14 protein-coding genes are annotated in these 14,889 nt (G+C 66.3%); 10 read left to right on the top strand and 4 right to left on the bottom strand.

From position 1 onward, the window contains the following. The first annotated feature begins 111 nt into the window (after positions 1–111). From ACFOOQ_RS13645 to ACFOOQ_RS13630, 4 genes are all read left to right on the top strand, one after another. A complete protein-coding gene (locus ACFOOQ_RS13645; protein WP_379727526.1) occupies positions 112–912 on the top strand; it encodes a putative bifunctional diguanylate cyclase/phosphodiesterase in 801 nt (266 codons plus the stop codon). Positions 913–1,060: 148 nt separating this feature from the next. Beyond that, positions 1,061–2,500, top strand: coding sequence for a metalloprotease TldD (gene tldD, locus ACFOOQ_RS13640; protein ID WP_379727523.1), 1,440 nt, complete (start codon positions 1,061–1,063; stop codon positions 2,498–2,500). Positions 2,501–2,531: 31 nt separating this feature from the next. Continuing rightward, complete coding sequence (gene cysE, locus ACFOOQ_RS13635; RefSeq protein WP_379727520.1) at positions 2,532–3,356, top strand: serine O-acetyltransferase; 825 nt, start codon at positions 2,532–2,534, stop codon at positions 3,354–3,356. Positions 3,357–3,384: 28 nt separating this feature from the next. Beyond that, the gene (locus ACFOOQ_RS13630) at positions 3,385–4,302 is read left to right on the top strand and encodes a hypothetical protein (RefSeq protein WP_379727517.1); all 918 of its coding nucleotides are present in this window, start codon (positions 3,385–3,387) and stop codon (positions 4,300–4,302) included. Positions 4,303–4,324: 22 nt separating this feature from the next. Here the strand turns inward: ACFOOQ_RS13630 and ACFOOQ_RS13625 are convergent, their stop codons facing one another. Both ACFOOQ_RS13625 and ACFOOQ_RS13620 read right to left on the bottom strand, forming a co-directional pair. Then, complete coding sequence (locus tag ACFOOQ_RS13625) at positions 4,325–5,689, bottom strand: glutamate--cysteine ligase (RefSeq protein ID WP_379727514.1); 1,365 nt, start codon at positions 5,687–5,689, stop codon at positions 4,325–4,327. Between the two features lie 147 nt (positions 5,690–5,836). Next, positions 5,837–6,568 (bottom strand): 16S rRNA (uracil(1498)-N(3))-methyltransferase, encoded by a 732-nt coding sequence (locus ACFOOQ_RS13620; protein ID WP_379727511.1) that lies wholly within the window; start codon positions 6,566–6,568, stop codon positions 5,837–5,839. A gap of 40 nt (positions 6,569–6,608) precedes the next feature. On the opposite strand from ACFOOQ_RS13620, the gene ubiA reads away from it, so the two are divergent. Then, positions 6,609–7,547 (top strand): 4-hydroxybenzoate octaprenyltransferase, encoded by a 939-nt coding sequence (ubiA, locus tag ACFOOQ_RS13615; RefSeq protein WP_379727508.1) that lies wholly within the window; start codon positions 6,609–6,611, stop codon positions 7,545–7,547. A 55-nt stretch (positions 7,548–7,602) separates the two neighbouring features. After that, a complete protein-coding gene (locus ACFOOQ_RS13610) occupies positions 7,603–8,355 on the top strand; it encodes a hypothetical protein (RefSeq protein WP_379727505.1) in 753 nt (250 codons plus the stop codon). On the opposite strand, the gene ACFOOQ_RS13605 is transcribed toward ACFOOQ_RS13610, so the two are convergent. After that, positions 8,352–9,116: a hypothetical protein gene (locus tag ACFOOQ_RS13605; RefSeq protein ID WP_379727502.1), complete on the bottom strand. Its 765-nt coding sequence runs from the start codon at positions 9,114–9,116 to the stop codon at positions 8,352–8,354. The two genes, ACFOOQ_RS13610 and ACFOOQ_RS13605, sit on opposite strands and share 4 nt — an antisense overlap. A gap of 77 nt (positions 9,117–9,193) precedes the next feature. On the opposite strand from ACFOOQ_RS13605, the gene ACFOOQ_RS13600 reads away from it, so the two are divergent. Further along, positions 9,194–10,120 (top strand): DMT family transporter, encoded by a 927-nt coding sequence (locus tag ACFOOQ_RS13600; RefSeq protein WP_379727498.1) that lies wholly within the window; start codon positions 9,194–9,196, stop codon positions 10,118–10,120. A 1-nt stretch (position 10,121) separates the two neighbouring features. Next, the gene (locus tag ACFOOQ_RS13595; protein WP_379727495.1) at positions 10,122–11,636 is read left to right on the top strand and encodes a UbiD family decarboxylase; all 1,515 of its coding nucleotides are present in this window, start codon (positions 10,122–10,124) and stop codon (positions 11,634–11,636) included. Positions 11,637–11,639: 3 nt separating this feature from the next. Here the strand turns inward: ACFOOQ_RS13595 and ACFOOQ_RS13590 are convergent, their stop codons facing one another. Continuing rightward, positions 11,640–12,407, bottom strand: coding sequence for an SDR family NAD(P)-dependent oxidoreductase (locus ACFOOQ_RS13590; protein WP_379727492.1), 768 nt, complete (start codon positions 12,405–12,407; stop codon positions 11,640–11,642). Between the two features lie 229 nt (positions 12,408–12,636). On the opposite strand from ACFOOQ_RS13590, the gene ACFOOQ_RS13585 reads away from it, so the two are divergent. Both ACFOOQ_RS13585 and xylF read left to right on the top strand, forming a co-directional pair. After that, a complete protein-coding gene (locus tag ACFOOQ_RS13585; RefSeq protein ID WP_379727490.1) occupies positions 12,637–13,674 on the top strand; it encodes a LacI family DNA-binding transcriptional regulator in 1,038 nt (345 codons plus the stop codon). Between the two features lie 105 nt (positions 13,675–13,779). Then, positions 13,780–14,829 (top strand): D-xylose ABC transporter substrate-binding protein, encoded by a 1,050-nt coding sequence (xylF, locus tag ACFOOQ_RS13580; RefSeq protein WP_379727487.1) that lies wholly within the window; start codon positions 13,780–13,782, stop codon positions 14,827–14,829. The last annotated feature ends 60 nt before the right edge of the window (positions 14,830–14,889 follow it).

Raw genomic sequence — 14,889 nt, 5'->3', positions numbered from 1 at the left:
CATGAAACGCGCCCCTCGCAGCCGTCAACGCCATGATTTATATGCGAAATATCACGATTACGACAGCGAAATCAGCGACTTACTTGGAGAATGTGGGTTTACAGCCCGGAGATGACCCGCGCCGCCGAACGGCGCCTGCGTCTGACGATGAATCTCGATGCCGCCATCGAGAACGAGGAATTCCATCTGGTCTACCAGCCGGTGGTGGAGACGGCGACCGGCGCGATCTGCGCCATGGAGGCGCTGCTGCGCTGGCGCCACCCGGAACTCGGCGCCATCTCGCCGGTGGAATTCATTCCGCTGGCCGAAGAAACCGGCGGCATCATTCCGATCACCCGCTGGGTCTTCGCCCGCGTCGCCGACCAGCTGCGCAAGTGGCGGGCCGAAGGCGTCGAGCCGCGCCGGGTGTTCGTCAATGTCTCCGGCCAGCAGTTCATCCGCGACGACCTGCCCGGCTACTTCCGCGCCATGAGCGAGACCGAGCCGGCGCTGATCCCCTTCATCGGCATCGAGATCACCGAGCAGGCCGCCATCCAGAACATGGACGCCACGGTGCAGGCGATCCGCGACCTCGCCGAGATCGGCATCGATGCCGCACTGGATGATTTCGGCACCGGCTATTCGTCGCTCAGCTACATCCAGCGGCTGCCGATCCGCAAGATCAAGCTGGACCGCGCCTTCATCGCCGACCTGCCTGGCAACGAGCGCGACATCGCGCTGGTCCGCGCCATGGTCGGTATGGCCAATGGTCTCGATCTGCCAGTGGTCGCCGAGGGCGTCGAGACCGCCGCCCAGCGTGACTTCCTGCGCGGCGTCGGCTGCAGCGAGCTGCAGGGCTACCTGATCAGCAAGCCGGTGCCGCCCGAGGCGATGGCCGACCTGCTGCGCCAGAGCGATCGCCGGCGGCGCTGACGCCGCCGGAAAAACCGGGCGACCGCCGGCGGCAAAGCGCCACACCCGGTCAAAATCCCGTGGGCGCAGGCCGGGGGTGTTTTTTCTGCAGGGCCGGCGCCATATAGTCCAAAGCCTGATTTCGCCGCCGACAGCCAGGGATTGAGCCATGACCGCCGCTTCCGTTACCCAGGACCTGTTTTTCACCCGGGCCGGACTGGATCGCGCCCGCCTCGACAGGCTGGTCGGCGATGCCCTGCATGGCGCCGATGACGGCGAGCTTTTCCTGGAATACAGCCAATCGGAGAGCTTCGGCTTCGATGATGGCCGGCTGAAATCGGCCAGTTTCGACACCAGTCAGGGCTTCGGCCTGCGTGCCGTCTCCGGCGAGCAGACCGGCTATGCCCATGCCTCCGACCTGAGCGAAGCGGCCATCGCCCGGGCCGTCACCACGGTGCGCGCCGTGCGGGCCGGCCATGGCGGCGTGATGAGCGCGCCGCCGGTAGCCACCAACCGCCATCTCTATGGCGACACCAACCCGCTGAACGAGATTCCCTTCGAGCAGAAGGTCAAGCTGCTGCAGGACATCGACGCCTATGCCCGGTCGAAGGACAGCCGCGTGCGCCAGGTCTCGGCCTCGCTGGCCGGCTCGTGGCAGGCGGTCACCATCCTGCGGGCCGACGGTACCCTGGTCGAGGATGTCCGCCCGCTGGTCCGTCTGAATGTGTCGGTCGTGGCCGGCCAGGGCGACCGCATGGAAAGCGGCAGCCGCGGCGCCGGCGGCCGCGTCGGTTATGCCCGCTTTCTCGATCCGGCCCACTGGCAGGCTGAAGTCGACGACGCCCTGCGCCAGGCGCTGGTCAACCTCGACTCCGTGCCTGCGCCGGCCGGCGAAATGACCGTCGTGCTCGGTCCCGGCTGGCCCGGCATCCTGCTGCATGAGGCCATCGGCCACGGCCTCGAAGGCGATTTCAATCGCAAGAAGACCTCGGTCTTCTCCGGCCTGCTCGGCCAGCAGGTCGCGGCGCCCGGCGTCACCATTGTCGATGACGGCACCATCGACCAACGGCGCGGCTCGCTGACCGTCGACGACGAGGGCACGCCGACCGAGCGCACCGTGCTGATCGAGAACGGCATCCTGACAGGCTTCATGCAAGACCGCATGAACGCCCGCCTGATGGGTATGCGTCCGACCGGCAACGGCCGCCGCGAATCCTTTGCCCATAGCCCGATGCCGCGCATGACCAACACCTACATGCTGGCCGGCGACCGCGATCCCGCCGAGATTCTCGCCGGCGTGAAGAAGGGCGTCTACGCGGTCAATTTCGGCGGTGGCCAGGTCGACATCACCTCGGGCAAATTCGTGTTCTCCTGCACCGAGGCCTACATGATCGAAAACGGCAGGATTGGCGCCCCAATCAAGGGCGCGACCCTGATCGGCGCCGGTGCCGAGGTGCTGAAGAAGGTTACTGCGGTCGGCAACGACCTGCAGCTCGATACCGGCATCGGCACCTGCGGCAAGTCCGGCCAGGGCGTGCCGGTCGGCGTCGGCCAGCCGACCCTGCAGATCGACGGATTGACGGTGGGCGGCACCGCCAAAGCCGCGTAAGATAGGCCACTACGAGACGAGGGAGGGCCCGATGGCCGTCACCGCCAACAAGATTGCCAAGCATGACCCGGTCTGGTCGACGATCCGCGAGGAAGCGGTCGCCGTGGCTGCAGCCGAGCCGCTACTCGGCAGCCTGGTGCATTCCGCCATCCTGCACCACGAACGGCTGGAGGATGCGCTGAGCTACATCCTCGCCCAGAAGCTCGGCACCGACACCTTGTCGGCGCTCGGCCTGCGCGAAGTGGTCGAGGAAGCCATGGATGCCGACCCCGACATCGGCAATGCGGTGCGCGCCGACCTCGTGGCGGTGAACGAGCGCGATCCCGCCTGCCGCGGCTTCCTGAAGCCGCTGCTGTTCTTCAAGGGCTTCCAGTCGATCCAGACCCATCGCGTCGCCCACTGGCTGTGGAACCAGAACCGTGAGACCATGGCCTTCCTGCTGCAGAGCCGGTCCTCGGAAGTGTTCGACGTCGACATCCACCCGGCCACGCGCTTCGGCCGCGGCATCATGATCGACCATGGTACCGGCGTGGTGATCGGCGAGACGGCGGTGGTCGAGGACGATGTCTCGATGCTGCAGAATGTCACGCTCGGCGGCACCGGCAAGGAAACCGGCGACCGTCACCCGAAGATCCGCCGTGGCGTGCTGATCGGCGCCGGCGCCAATATCCTCGGCAATATCGAGATCGGCGAAGGTGCCAAGATCGGCGCCGGCAGCGTGGTGCTGATTCCGGTGCCGGCGCATTGCACGGCGGCCGGCGTGCCGGCCAGGCTGCTGGGCGATTGCGGCTGTGAACAGCCGGCGCGCGAGATGGATCATGCTCTGCCGAAAACCGCGGATGACCTGCAGGGCTGACACCGCCGCAGCTTTCGCATTTTTCCTGTTGCTGTCGATTCCCGCTGCCGCCGGCGCGCAGTCGCTGTCGGGGGCGCGGGAATGGCTGCCACCCGGCAGCCTGTCGCTCGATGCGCTGAGCCTGCATCCCGAAGAGATGCAGGGCGGCGGCGTGCAACAGAGCTTCTATGCCGAATACGGCCGGCTGGCCTTCCGCTCGCCCATGGTGCTGGGCGGCACCGCCAGCAAGGCCGGCCTGTCCTGCCAGGCCTGCCACCCGAACGGCTTTGCCAACGAAGACTTCTTCATTCCCGGCCTGTCCGATGCCCATGGCCGCATCGACGTGACCCAGGCGTTCTGGAACAATCGCGGCGAGAATCATCGCAACGATCCGCTGACCATCCCCAGCCTGCGCGGGGTGAAGAGCAAGGATCGGCTGGGCCATGACCGCCGCAGCGCATCGCTGCGCGAGTTCACCCGCCGGGTGATCGTCACCGAATTCGGCGGCAACGAACCGAACCCCACCCTGCTGGATGCCCTGGTCGCCTATCAGGAGACCCTGCAGCCGGCCACCGTGGTCGACCGGCCGGTGACCATGGCCGGCGACCTCGCCGATATTGGCCGCCACCTGAACACCCTGGCCGTGCCGCTGGCCGAAGAAAATGCCGCCCTGTCCGGCACTATCGCCACCATGGTCCGCGGACAACTCGGCTTCATTCATGAGCGACTGGATGGCGACGACCTCGCCGCGGCCCGCGACATCGTCGAGGGCTGGTCACGCGGTCTGGAGGAGATTGCCGGGCTGGCCGTGGAGGGCAAGTGGCGCCCCGCCCGCGACCGTCTGGCGGCCCTGCATGAGGCCGTCGCCGCGCCGCCGGCAGCACTCGCCAATGCCGGACCGCGATCCCTCTACAATCCGGTGCGCCTCAAGGCTTGGCTGGCCAGATCGCCAGCCGCCACGCAATAGGCGCCACCGGTTAGATGGCCGTTCAGTAGGCGAGTTCGGTAAACGCCGGGTCGACCGAGCGGTTCCAGCGGCCGTGATAGAGTTTCAGCAAGGCCTCGGCCGGGGTTTCGCCGGACTCGACGATGCGCACCAGCGGCTCGAGGAAATGGGTCTCGTCCTCGCCGGCCGGCGACAGCCGGTGGCGGGCCTTGAGACCTGCTTGCGCGATCTTCAGCATCTCGGCGGCGTAATGCCGCAGCGGCCGGCCGCGCAGCGGCGTGTGCAGGCCGTATTTCGGCACATCGGCGCGCAGCATCAGCCGTTCTTCCGCCGTCCAGTCGCCACAGAGATCCCAAGCCGCCTGCAGCGCCTCGGCGTCGTACAGCAGCCCGACCCACAAGGCCGGCAGGGCACATAGCCGCGACCACGGACCGCCATCGGCGCCACGCATTTCGAGATAGCGCTTCAGCCGCACTTCCGGAAAAAGAGTGGTGATGTGATCGGCCCAGTCCCGCAGGGTCGGCAGTTCGCCGGGCAGGGCCGGCAGCCTGCCGGCCATGAAGTCGCGGAAGCTCTGGCCCGAGGCATCGATATACTTGCCGTCGCGATAGACGAAATACATCGGCACATCGAGGGCGTGGTCGACATAGCGCTCGAAGCCCATGCCATCCTCGAAGACGAAACCGAGCATGCCGGTGCGGTCGGCGTCGGTATCGGTCCAGATCTGGCTGCGGTAACTGAGGAAGCCGTTCGGCTTGCCCTCGGTAAACGGTGAACTGGCGAACATCGCGGTGGCCAGCGGCTGCAGCGCGAGACCGACGCGGAATTTCTGCACCATGTCGGCTTCGTTGGCGTAGTCGAGATTCACCTGCACCGTGCAGGTGCGGAACATCATGTCGAGGCCGAGTTTGCCCTTCTTGGGCATGTAGGACCTCATGATGCCGTAGCGGCCCTTGGGCATCACCGGGATTTCGTCGCGATGCCACTTGGGCTGGAAGCCCATGCCCATCATGGCGATGCCGATTTCCTTGCCGATCTCGCGGATCTGCTTCAGATGGGTGTTCACCTCGATACAGGTCTGGTGGATGGTCTCCAGCGGCGCGCCTGACAGCTCGAACTGCCCGCCAGGCTCCAGCGTGATCGACTGGCCATCCTGAAGCAGCGCGATGACGTTGTTGCCTTCCGAGACCGGCGACCAGCCATAGCGCTGCAGTTCGACCAGCAGCCGCTTGATGCCGGCCTCGCCGTCATAGGGCAGCGCGCGGAAATCCGTCGTGCTGTAGGCAAATTTCTCGTGTTCCGTACCGATCCGCCAGTCTGCTGCCGGCCGGCCACCCTCGGCCGCATACTCGACAAGCTGCGCCTTGGACGTGATCGGCGTCTCGGGCGCCTGGGCCGGTCCGGACATGACTACCTCGAATGATTATCGTTATCGTGACGGAACTTGGGGCGGCTGGCGAATGTCAGCTTCCGGCATATGGGGCACGCGAAGACGCTTGTCCAGTATCCCGGTACCGCGGCCTGATGACAGGCCCGATGACAGGACGGTGACGGGTCAATTCTGCCGCACTGCCTGTACAATCGCCAAGGCCGCAATCGCCGCCGTTTCGGCCCGCAGAATCAGCGGCCCGAGGCTGACCGGCAGAGCTTGCGGCAGGCGGGCTATCGCCGCCATTTCCTCCGGCGCGAAGCCGCCTTCCGGGCCGGTCAGGATGCCAAGCGGCACATCCTGCGGCAGGGCCTGGACCGCCGCCAGCAGCGCCGGTGCGTCGCTGCGTTCCTGGCAGAACAGCAGCCGCCGCCCGGCCGGCCAGTCGGCGAGAAGTTTCTCCAGCGAAATCGCCTCGGCCATGGCCGGCAGGTCGAGCCGCTCGCATTGCTCGGCGGCCTCGCGGGCATGGGCCGCAAGCCGCTCAGTATTCACCCGGGTCACCTGGCTGCGCCGGGTCAGCACCGGCTGCAGCCGGCCGGCACCAAGCTCGGTGGCTTTCTCGACGATCATCTCGATGCGACCCTGACGGATCGGCGCGAAGCACAGCCAGAGATCGGACGACGCGCGGAACGGCCGCAACTGCTCGCCGACCTGCAGCCTGCAGGCCTTCTTGTCGGCCTGCGCGATCGCGGCACGGAATTCGCCATCGCGGCCATTGAACAGGGCCACCGCATCGCCCGCGGCAAGCCGCAGCACGTTGCGCAGGTAATGCGCCTGGTCGGCCGGCAGATCGACGGCGAGGCTGGCGGCCAGATCGGCGGCAACGAACAGGCGGGCTTTGACGGGTGCGGTCATCGGTCTTGTCGGCCGGGATCAGAGGGACTACACGAGCGTTATGGCAAAGCCCGACCCCGAAGTCACCCCGCCCGGTCCGGACCTCGCCCCGGCTGACGCCCTGCCCGACCACTGGGTGGCGCGCTGGCTGCCGGCCGCCTGGCAGCCCTATGCCCGGCTGTCGCGGCTCGACCGGCCGATCGGTACCTGGCTGCTGCTGCTGCCCGGCTGGTGGGCCCTCGCGCTGGCCCACCCCGCCGGCCAGCCGTTCGACTGGTATCTGCTGCTCTTGTTCGGGATCGGCGCCCTGGTGATGCGCGGCGCCGGCTGCACCTTCAACGATATCGTCGATCGCGATTTCGACGGCCGGGTCGCCCGTACCCGACTGCGGCCGATCCCGGCCGGACAGGTCAGCGTGCGGCAGGCCTGGATCTGGCTGGTGGCGCAGTCGCTGGTCGGGCTGGCCATCCTGGTGCAGATGAACGACCTTGCCATCCTGCTCGGCATCGCCTCGCTCGGCCTCGTCGCGGTCTATCCCTTCATGAAGCGGATCACCTGGTGGCCGCAGTTCTTCTTAGGCCTCGCCTTCAACTGGGGCGCCGTGCTCGGCTATGCCGCGGTGGCCGGCCGGCTCGACTGGGCGACGCTGGCCATGTATGCCGCCGGCATTGTCTGGACCTTGGGCTATGACACCATCTATGCCCTGCAGGACAAGGAAGACGATGCCCTGATCGGGGTGAAATCCACCGCCCGACTGTTTGGCCGGCGGGCTCGCTGGTGGATTGCCGGGTTTTTCGACCTCACCCTGCTGGGCCTGGCCGTGACCGGCGGGCTCGCCGGGCTGCACTGGCCGTTCTGGGCCGGCCTTGGCGCCGCAGCCGTGCATTTCACCTGGCAGACCGTGACGCTGAAACCCGACGACAGCGACGACTGCCTGGTGAAGTTCCGTGCCAACCGCGATGCCGGGCTGATCATTTTCGCGGCATTCCTGCTCGGCTGACCGGACCCATGATTGCGGACTTGGCGCCGGCGGGCGCTCCGCGTAAGGTCCGCCCATGACCAAATACCGAATCACCCCGCAGGACTTCGCGAAACTCTATCGCGGCTACGACGCCAATCTCGCCAAGGTCGATTGCGGCCGCAAATGCGCCCCGCTGAACAACGGCCAGCCGGTCTGCTGCACCACCGACAACGCCATTCCGGTGGTCGAGCGGGCGGAATTCGAGCTGCTGAAAAGCCGCACCGACCTGTGGTTCCGTTACAAGCCGAACGATGCCGCCGCGCGCAAGATCGTCAACGACCTGCCGCGGTCTTCCTGCGCTGTCGAGTGCAAGGGGGCTGCCTTCTGCGAACGCGACAACCGCACCATCGCCTGCCGCTCGTTTCCCTTCTTCCCCTATATCAACAAGCAGGGTGAATTCGTCGGGCTGACCTATTACTGGGTCTTTGAAGACCGCTGCTGGATCATTTCCAACATGCAGGTGGTAGAGCGCAGCTTCGTCGAGCAGATGATCGCCACCTTCGAGCGCATCTTCAAACTCGACGAGAACGAGTTCGAGACCATGAAGGACCATTCCGCCAGCATGCGGCGGGTCTTCTCGCGCCACAAAAAATTCATCCCGGTGATCGGTCGCGACGGCGGCTATTTCAAGGTGATGCCGCATTCCGACGGCAGCCTGAAGCCTTGCGACGCCGACGAGTTTCGCAAGTTCGGCCCCTACAAATCGGAAACCGCCTATATCCGCGCGGTCAAGGAAGCCGGCGGAACGCTGCCGCCGGCGCCGAAGCGCGGCTATCTCGCGCCTTAAGCCGGCCGCCGCCGGCCCTGACCATCGGCCGGGTCGGCATAAAGGAAGGTCCCCAGCAGCACCCAGCGCCGCGCCGAGGCCTCGAAGCCCGGCTTTGCCCGCAGTGGCGTGGTGTAATGCCACAGTGGCAGGCGGTAGGCCGTGACCATCCCGCTTTTCGCCACATCGACCATCTCGGTCAGGTGCCCGGCCCTGGCATAGACCAGATACTGGTCGCGCAGGCCCGGCGTGGCAAAGCTGACATGCATGTCGAAATAGCCGCGCGCGGCATCGGGCTCTTCCGGATGATGGTCGGTATGCGGCCCGGCATAATCGCCGGCATTGTAGGCCAGCGCCTGCAGGCCATACTTGCGTTTCAGCGGCGCACCGGCCAGCGCACCGGCAAAGGCGCGGTAGCTGTCGGAGCGCAGCATGGCGATCAGCCCGGCGGCCTCGGCGGCCCGGAAGCCGGCCGAGCGGCGATTGTCGAGATGGGCGGTCTGCTGCCGCATCGCCTTGGGCAGGTGCTCGGCGTAATTGCGCGTCTCCTCCCAGATCGTCTCCGGCGGGATCGGCCGGGCCATCGGCCGCAGGTGCGGCAGCAGCAGGCGATCCAGCAGCGTCGCCGCGGCGGCAGCCTGCCGCCTGTCGATCAGGCCGAACAGCGCGAGAAAGCGGCAGCGCGGATCGGCCAGGGCGCCGGCGGCTGCATCCCGGCCGGCCAGCAGGCGTGCGCCGCGGGCGGTCAGCAGGTCGGCAAACTCGGCAGGAAACTGGCGCATGCCAAGGACTTACGCGTCGCCCGGCGGCCGGTCAAGCACTGGTCAGCGCCGGCCCCGCAGCCTAATCTCCGCGCCTGATGACAACCGCCTCGTCCGCCCCTCTCGGCCGCAGCCGCGAGCAGCAGATCGCCCAGATCCTGCTGTTCGTCACGCCGGCCATGTTCGCCACCAACATGCTGCTGGCGCGCTACACCGCCGACTTCATTCCGCCGGTGGCGCTGGCGGTCTGGCGCTGGCTCGGCGTCTGCGTCTTGCTGCTGCCCTTCTGCGGCGCCGAGCTGTGGCGCCAGCGCCGCGCCGTGCTGCGCGACGCGCCCAAACTGCTGGTGCTCGGCGGCCTCGGCATGGGCATCTGCGGCGCGCTGGTCTACGCGGCCGGCAAGACGACGACCGCCACCAATATCGGGCTGATCTACGCGGTCTCGCCGGTCATCATCATCCTGCTGACGCGGGCGATGTTCGGCGAGCGGCTGTCGCGCCGCCAGCTGGCCGGCACCGCGCTGGCGCTCGGCGGCACGCTGCTGATCGTCGCCAAGGGACATCTGGAAACCCTGCTGACCTTGCGCTTCGTGCCGGGCGACCTGATGATCCTGGTGGCCGCCACCGCCTGGGCGCTCTATTCCGTGCTGCTGAAACGCTGGCCGGGAAACCTCAGCATCAACGGCCGGCTGGCCGCCATTTCCTTCGCCGGCGTGATCGTGCTGCTGCCCTTCCTCGGCTGGGAAATGGCCCATGTCGGTACCGCCACGCCTGATGCACGCACACTGGCGATCATCGCCACCTTGATCCTGGTGCCCGGCGTCGGCGCCTATGCGACCCATGGCTATATCACCAGGCATCTCGGCCCCTCGAAGGGTGGCCTGATCCTGTATCTGGCGCCGGTCTATACCTCGCTGCTGGCTTGGCTGCTGCTCGGCGAACAGGTCGCCGCCTATCACTGGATCGGGGCTGCGCTGGTGCTGTCCGGCCTCTATATTGCGACGACCAGAACCCGGAAGGCCTGACATGCCCTATGCCTCGCTCCGCGATTTCATGACGCAACTGGAAGCGCGCGGCCGGCTGGTGCGGGTGACCGAGCCGGTGGCGACCACGCTGGAGATGACCGAAATCCAGACCCGCCTGCTGGCCGAGGGCGGCCCGGCGGTGCTGTTCGAAAATCCCGTGCTGCCCGACGGTCGCCGCAGCGACATCCCGGTGCTGGTCAACCTGTTCGGCACCGTCGAACGCGTCGCCTGGGGCATGGACCGTGAGCCGGCGCAGCTGCGCGAGGTCGGCGAGACGCTCGCCTTCCTGCGCCAGCCGGAACCGCCCGGCGGCTTCCGCGAGGCGCTCGGCATGCTGCCGCTGCTGAAAACTGTGATGGCGATGCAGCCGAAAACCGTCGGCAACGGTCCGGTGCACGAAGTCGTGCTGCAGGGCGACGACATCGACCTCGGCAGCCTGCCGGTGCAGATGTGCTGGCCGGGCGAACCGGCACCGTTGATCACCTGGCCGCTGGTGGTCACCCAGGGCCCGTCGAAAAGCGACCGTGCCGACCGCTTCAACCTCGGCATCTACCGCATGCAGGTGCTGAACAAAAACCAGACCCTGATGCGCTGGCTGAAGCATCGCGGCGGCGCCCAGCAGCACCAGCGCTGGATGCAGGCCGGCAAACGCGAGCCCTTCCCCGCCGCCGTGGTGATCGGCGCCGATCCCGGCACCATCCTCGCCGCGGTAACGCCGGTGCCCGATACGCTGTCGGAATACCAGTTCGCCGGACTGCTGCGCGGCAAGAAGGTCGAACTCGTTGACTGCAAGACGGTGCCGCTGAAGGTTCCCGCCGAAGCCGAGATCGTGCTGGAAGGCCATGTGTCGCTCGACGACTACCGGCCGGAAGGGCCCTATGGCGACCACACCGGTTATTACAACTCGGTCGAGCCGTTTCCGGTCTTCACCGTCACCGCCATCACAAGGCGGAAGAAACCCATTTATCTCAGCACCTTCACCGGCCGGCCGCCGGATGAGCCCAGCATGCTGGGCGAGGCCCTGAACGATGTCTTCGTGCCACTGATCCGCCAGCAGTTCCCCGAGATCGTCGATTTCTGGCTGCCGCCGGAGGGCTGCTCCTACCGCGTCGCCGTGGTCAGCATGAAGAAAGCCTATCCCGGCCATGCCAAGCGGGTGATGCTCGGCGTCTGGTCGTATCTTCGCCAGTTCATGTATACCAAATGGGTGATCGTGGTGGACGACGACATCGACGCGCGAAAATGGACCGACGTGATCTGGGCGATTTCGACCCGCATGGACCCGGCCCGCGACATCACGGTGATCGAGAATACCCCGATCGACTATCTCGACTTCGCCTCGCCGGAGTCCGGGCTGGGCAGCAAGATCGGGCTCGACGCCACCAACAAATGGCCACCCGAGACCAAGCGCGAATGGGGCGAGAAAATCCGCATGTCCGATGACATCGTGCAGACGGTAACCGAGAAATGGCCCCGTCTCGGCCTGCCCGGCGCGGGCCGGCCGATCTGGAAATAAGGCTCAGGTCCAGCCCGCATCGACGATGAAATCCTGCGCCGTGCAGCCGCCGCTGTCGTCGGCGGCCAGGAACAGCGCCATGGCAGCGACATGGCCAGGCTGCAGGCGGATATCGAGGCACTGACCTTCGCGGCGACCCTTGTCGTTTTCCTTGTTGAGCCACAGTTCGACCTGCCGTTCGGTGAGGATCCAGCCCGGCACCAGGGTATTGACCCGGATATTGTCACGGCCGAAATCCCGCGCCAGCGACCGCGTCAGGCCCTGGATCGACGCCTTCGCCATCGTGTAGGCGGCCATGCCGCCCTGCTTGAGCATCCAGCTCACCGATCCAAAATTGACGATCGAGCCGCCGCCGCGCGCCTGCATCTGCGGGATCACCGCCTGGGCGGCGAAGAATTGCGGCCGCTGATTCACCGCGATCCGCTCGTCCCAGTATTCGGGCGTCACCTCGAGCGTAGCATGCCGCTGGTCGTTGGCGGCGTTGTTCAGCAGCACGCCGATGGGCCCGAGCCGGTCGCGTACCGTCTCGATGGCACGGCGCAGGGCGGCGATGTCGGTGATGTCGCAGGGCAGAAACAGCGGCGGCGTCTCCACCTGCGTCCCGAGATGCGCGACGAGGGCCTCGCTCGGTGCCGCGGCGATATCGACGAAGCCGACCTTCGCACCCTGCCGGGCGAAGGCCTCCACCAGCCCGGCACCGATGCCACTGCCGCCGCCGGTGATGAAGACGGTCCGGCCCCTGAGGCTGGGATAGCTCGCAGTCAAGATCATGGCTTGGTCCTCCTGCAGGACAAGGGCGGCCATCGTCAGCATGGCCTGGCCCTTCGCAATATTTCCATATGAGGTGCGAACATCATTCATACCAACGGTGTTCTGTTGATATTATTCCATTATTTTCAATATTATGATCCCCGTTAGCTGTGTGCGAACAACCCATTCGCTATCCTATACAATAACACTTGAGTTGCGCACCTCAATATTCTGAGGCAGCATGGGGCCAATGGACAACGACACCTTGCCTGCCACGCTGAAAGACGTCGCCCGCCTGGCCAGAGTCAGCCTCGCCACCGTCGACCGCGTCCTGCATGGCCGCGCCGGGGTGCGCGCCGCCACCATGCATCGGGTGCAGGATGCGGTGGAGCAGTTGGGCTTCCGCCCCCATGCCGCGGCGGCGGAACTGGCCCGGGCGCGCCGCTTCCGCTTCGCTTATGTGATGCCGCGCGGCAGCAACGTCTTCATGCACCAGATCGGCGAAGGCCTGAAGGAGGCGAAGGGCTGGCTGGCGGCGCGGCGGGCGATCGCCGAAGTGATTGAGACCGACGTGTTCGATCCAGCCGTGCTCGCCGCCACCCTGAATGGCTTCGGTGACCGCTATAGCGGTGTGGCGGTGGTCGCCCTCGACCATCCGCTGGTGCGCGCTGCCATCGACGACCTGGTGGCTCGCGGCGTGCATGTGGTGACCCTGGTCTCGGATGCACCGAATTCCCGCCGCGCCCATTATGTCGGCATCGACAATGCAGCGGCCGGGCGCACGGCGGCGTCGCTGCTCGGGCGGTTCCTCGGTGGGAGCCGGGGCAAGGTCGGCATCATCGCCGGTTCGTTCGCGCTGCGCGACCATGCCGAGCGCCTGTCCGGTTTCATGCAGGTGATGACGGGCGAATATCCGCATCTGCAGGTGCTGGGCCCGGAGGAAGGCCGCGACGATCCGGCCCGCAACGCAGCCATTGCCCGCCGCATGTTGGCAACGCATCGCGATCTCGTCGGCATCTATAATATCGGCGCCGGGCCGGAAGGCATCGCCGCGGCGTTGACCGACGATGCGCGGCCGCAGCGCGTGCTGTTCATCGCCCATGAATCGATGCCGGCAACCCGCCGCTTCCTCACTCTCGGCATCGTCGATGCCCTGGTGCACCAGGATCCGGGGCACGAGGCACGCTCGGCGGCACGGGTACTGCTCAGCCTGTGCTCCGGCGAGGCCATCCAGGCGGCACAAGAGAAAATCCGCATCGAAATCATCATGCGCGACAATATGAATTGAAGGAGTGACCAAGGCACCGCGCAACGCATTTGCGTCAGGAACGACCCGTCTACAAAGGCGGGAAGCCAACAGGGCAGGACCATAATGCCCAACAAGGAGGAAACCATGAGATTCAGAACCAAACTGCTTTCCGTCGCCGCCTGTGCGGCGCTGTCTGTCCTCGTCGCCGGCGCCGCCATGGCCAAGGGGCCGGTGGTCGGCGTGTCATGGTCGAACTTCCAGGAAGAGCGCTGGAAGACCGACGAGGCCGCCATCAAGGTGGCCATCGCCAAGGCCGGCGGCTCCTACATTTCTGCCGATGCGCAGTCCTCGCCGGCCAAGCAGCTCACCGACATCGAGGGCCTGATCGCCAAGGGTGCCAAAGCGCTGATCATCCTGGCCCAGGATTCGGACGCGATCCGCCCGGCGGTGGAAAAGGCGACGCAGGAAGGCATCCCGGTGGTCGGCTACGACCGCCTGATCGAGGTGCCGAGCGCCTATTACATCACATTCGATAACCGCGAGGTCGGCCGCATGCAGGCCCGCGCCGTCTACAAGGTGCGGCCCAAGGGCAATTATGTGTTCATCAAGGGATCGTCGACCGACCCCAATGCCGACTTCCTGCGCGCCGGCCAGAATGACGTGCTGAAGGATGCCATCGCCAAGGGCGACATCAAGAATGTCGGCGAGGCCTATACCGACCAGTGGCTGCCGGCTAACGCGCAGCGCAACATGGAGCAGATCCTCACCCGCAACAACAATAAGGTCGATGCGGTGGTCGCCTCCAATGACGGCACCGCTGGCGGCGTCGTGGCTGCGTTGACCGCCCAGGGCATGGCCGGCAGCGTACCGGTTTCCGGCCAGGACGGCGACAAGGCGGCGCTCAACCGCGTGGCCGTTGGGACACAGACCGTCTCGGTCTGGAAGGATGCCCGCGAACTTGGCCGCAACGCCGCCGAGATCGCCATCGAACTGGCCGGCGGCAAGAAGCTGTCCGAGATTCCCAACTCGACAAGCTTCGCCGACGGCCCGAAAAAGGTGAAGATGACGGCGCGTCTGCTGAAGCCAATCCCGATCACCAAGGACAATCTCGATGTCGTCATCAAGGCCGGCTGGGTGACCAAGGATGTCGTCTGCCAGGGCGTCAAGCCCGCCACGGTGAAAGCCTGCAGCTGACCGCTGGTCGCGTCGTGCGATGGCGGAATCCTTGCGTTCGGCCATCGCGTTCTTGCCACC

Origin of the sequence: Ferrovibrio xuzhouensis (assembly GCF_042648965.1) — a bacterium.
GTDB lineage: Bacteria > Pseudomonadota > Alphaproteobacteria > Ferrovibrionales > Ferrovibrionaceae > Ferrovibrio > Ferrovibrio xuzhouensis.
The sequence above is the reverse complement of the archived record's forward strand: the minus strand, read 5'-3'. Positions and strand labels throughout refer to the sequence as shown.

What these genes read in the sequence shown, in the direction of transcription:
- ACFOOQ_RS13645 (WP_379727526.1), top strand. Translation starts at nt 112, where the DNA reads ATGACCCGCGCCGCCGAACGGCGCCTGCGTCTGACGATGAATCTCGAT.
- tldD (WP_379727523.1), top strand. Translation starts at nt 1,061, where the DNA reads ATGACCGCCGCTTCCGTTACCCAGGACCTGTTTTTCACCCGGGCCGGA.
- cysE (WP_379727520.1), top strand. Translation starts at nt 2,532, where the DNA reads ATGGCCGTCACCGCCAACAAGATTGCCAAGCATGACCCGGTCTGGTCG.
- ACFOOQ_RS13625 (WP_379727514.1), bottom strand. Translation starts at nt 5,689, where the DNA reads ATGTCCGGACCGGCCCAGGCGCCCGAGACGCCGATCACGTCCAAGGCG.
- ACFOOQ_RS13620 (WP_379727511.1), bottom strand. Translation starts at nt 6,568, where the DNA reads ATGACCGCACCCGTCAAAGCCCGCCTGTTCGTTGCCGCCGATCTGGCC.
- ubiA (WP_379727508.1), top strand. Translation starts at nt 6,609, where the DNA reads ATGGCAAAGCCCGACCCCGAAGTCACCCCGCCCGGTCCGGACCTCGCC.
- ACFOOQ_RS13610 (WP_379727505.1), top strand. Translation starts at nt 7,603, where the DNA reads ATGACCAAATACCGAATCACCCCGCAGGACTTCGCGAAACTCTATCGC.
- ACFOOQ_RS13605 (WP_379727502.1), bottom strand. Translation starts at nt 9,116, where the DNA reads ATGCGCCAGTTTCCTGCCGAGTTTGCCGACCTGCTGACCGCCCGCGGC.
- ACFOOQ_RS13600 (WP_379727498.1), top strand. Translation starts at nt 9,194, where the DNA reads ATGACAACCGCCTCGTCCGCCCCTCTCGGCCGCAGCCGCGAGCAGCAG.
- ACFOOQ_RS13595 (WP_379727495.1), top strand. Translation starts at nt 10,122, where the DNA reads ATGCCCTATGCCTCGCTCCGCGATTTCATGACGCAACTGGAAGCGCGC.
- ACFOOQ_RS13590 (WP_379727492.1), bottom strand. Translation starts at nt 12,407, where the DNA reads ATGATCTTGACTGCGAGCTATCCCAGCCTCAGGGGCCGGACCGTCTTC.
- ACFOOQ_RS13585 (WP_379727490.1), top strand. Translation starts at nt 12,637, where the DNA reads ATGGACAACGACACCTTGCCTGCCACGCTGAAAGACGTCGCCCGCCTG.
- xylF (WP_379727487.1), top strand. Translation starts at nt 13,780, where the DNA reads ATGAGATTCAGAACCAAACTGCTTTCCGTCGCCGCCTGTGCGGCGCTG.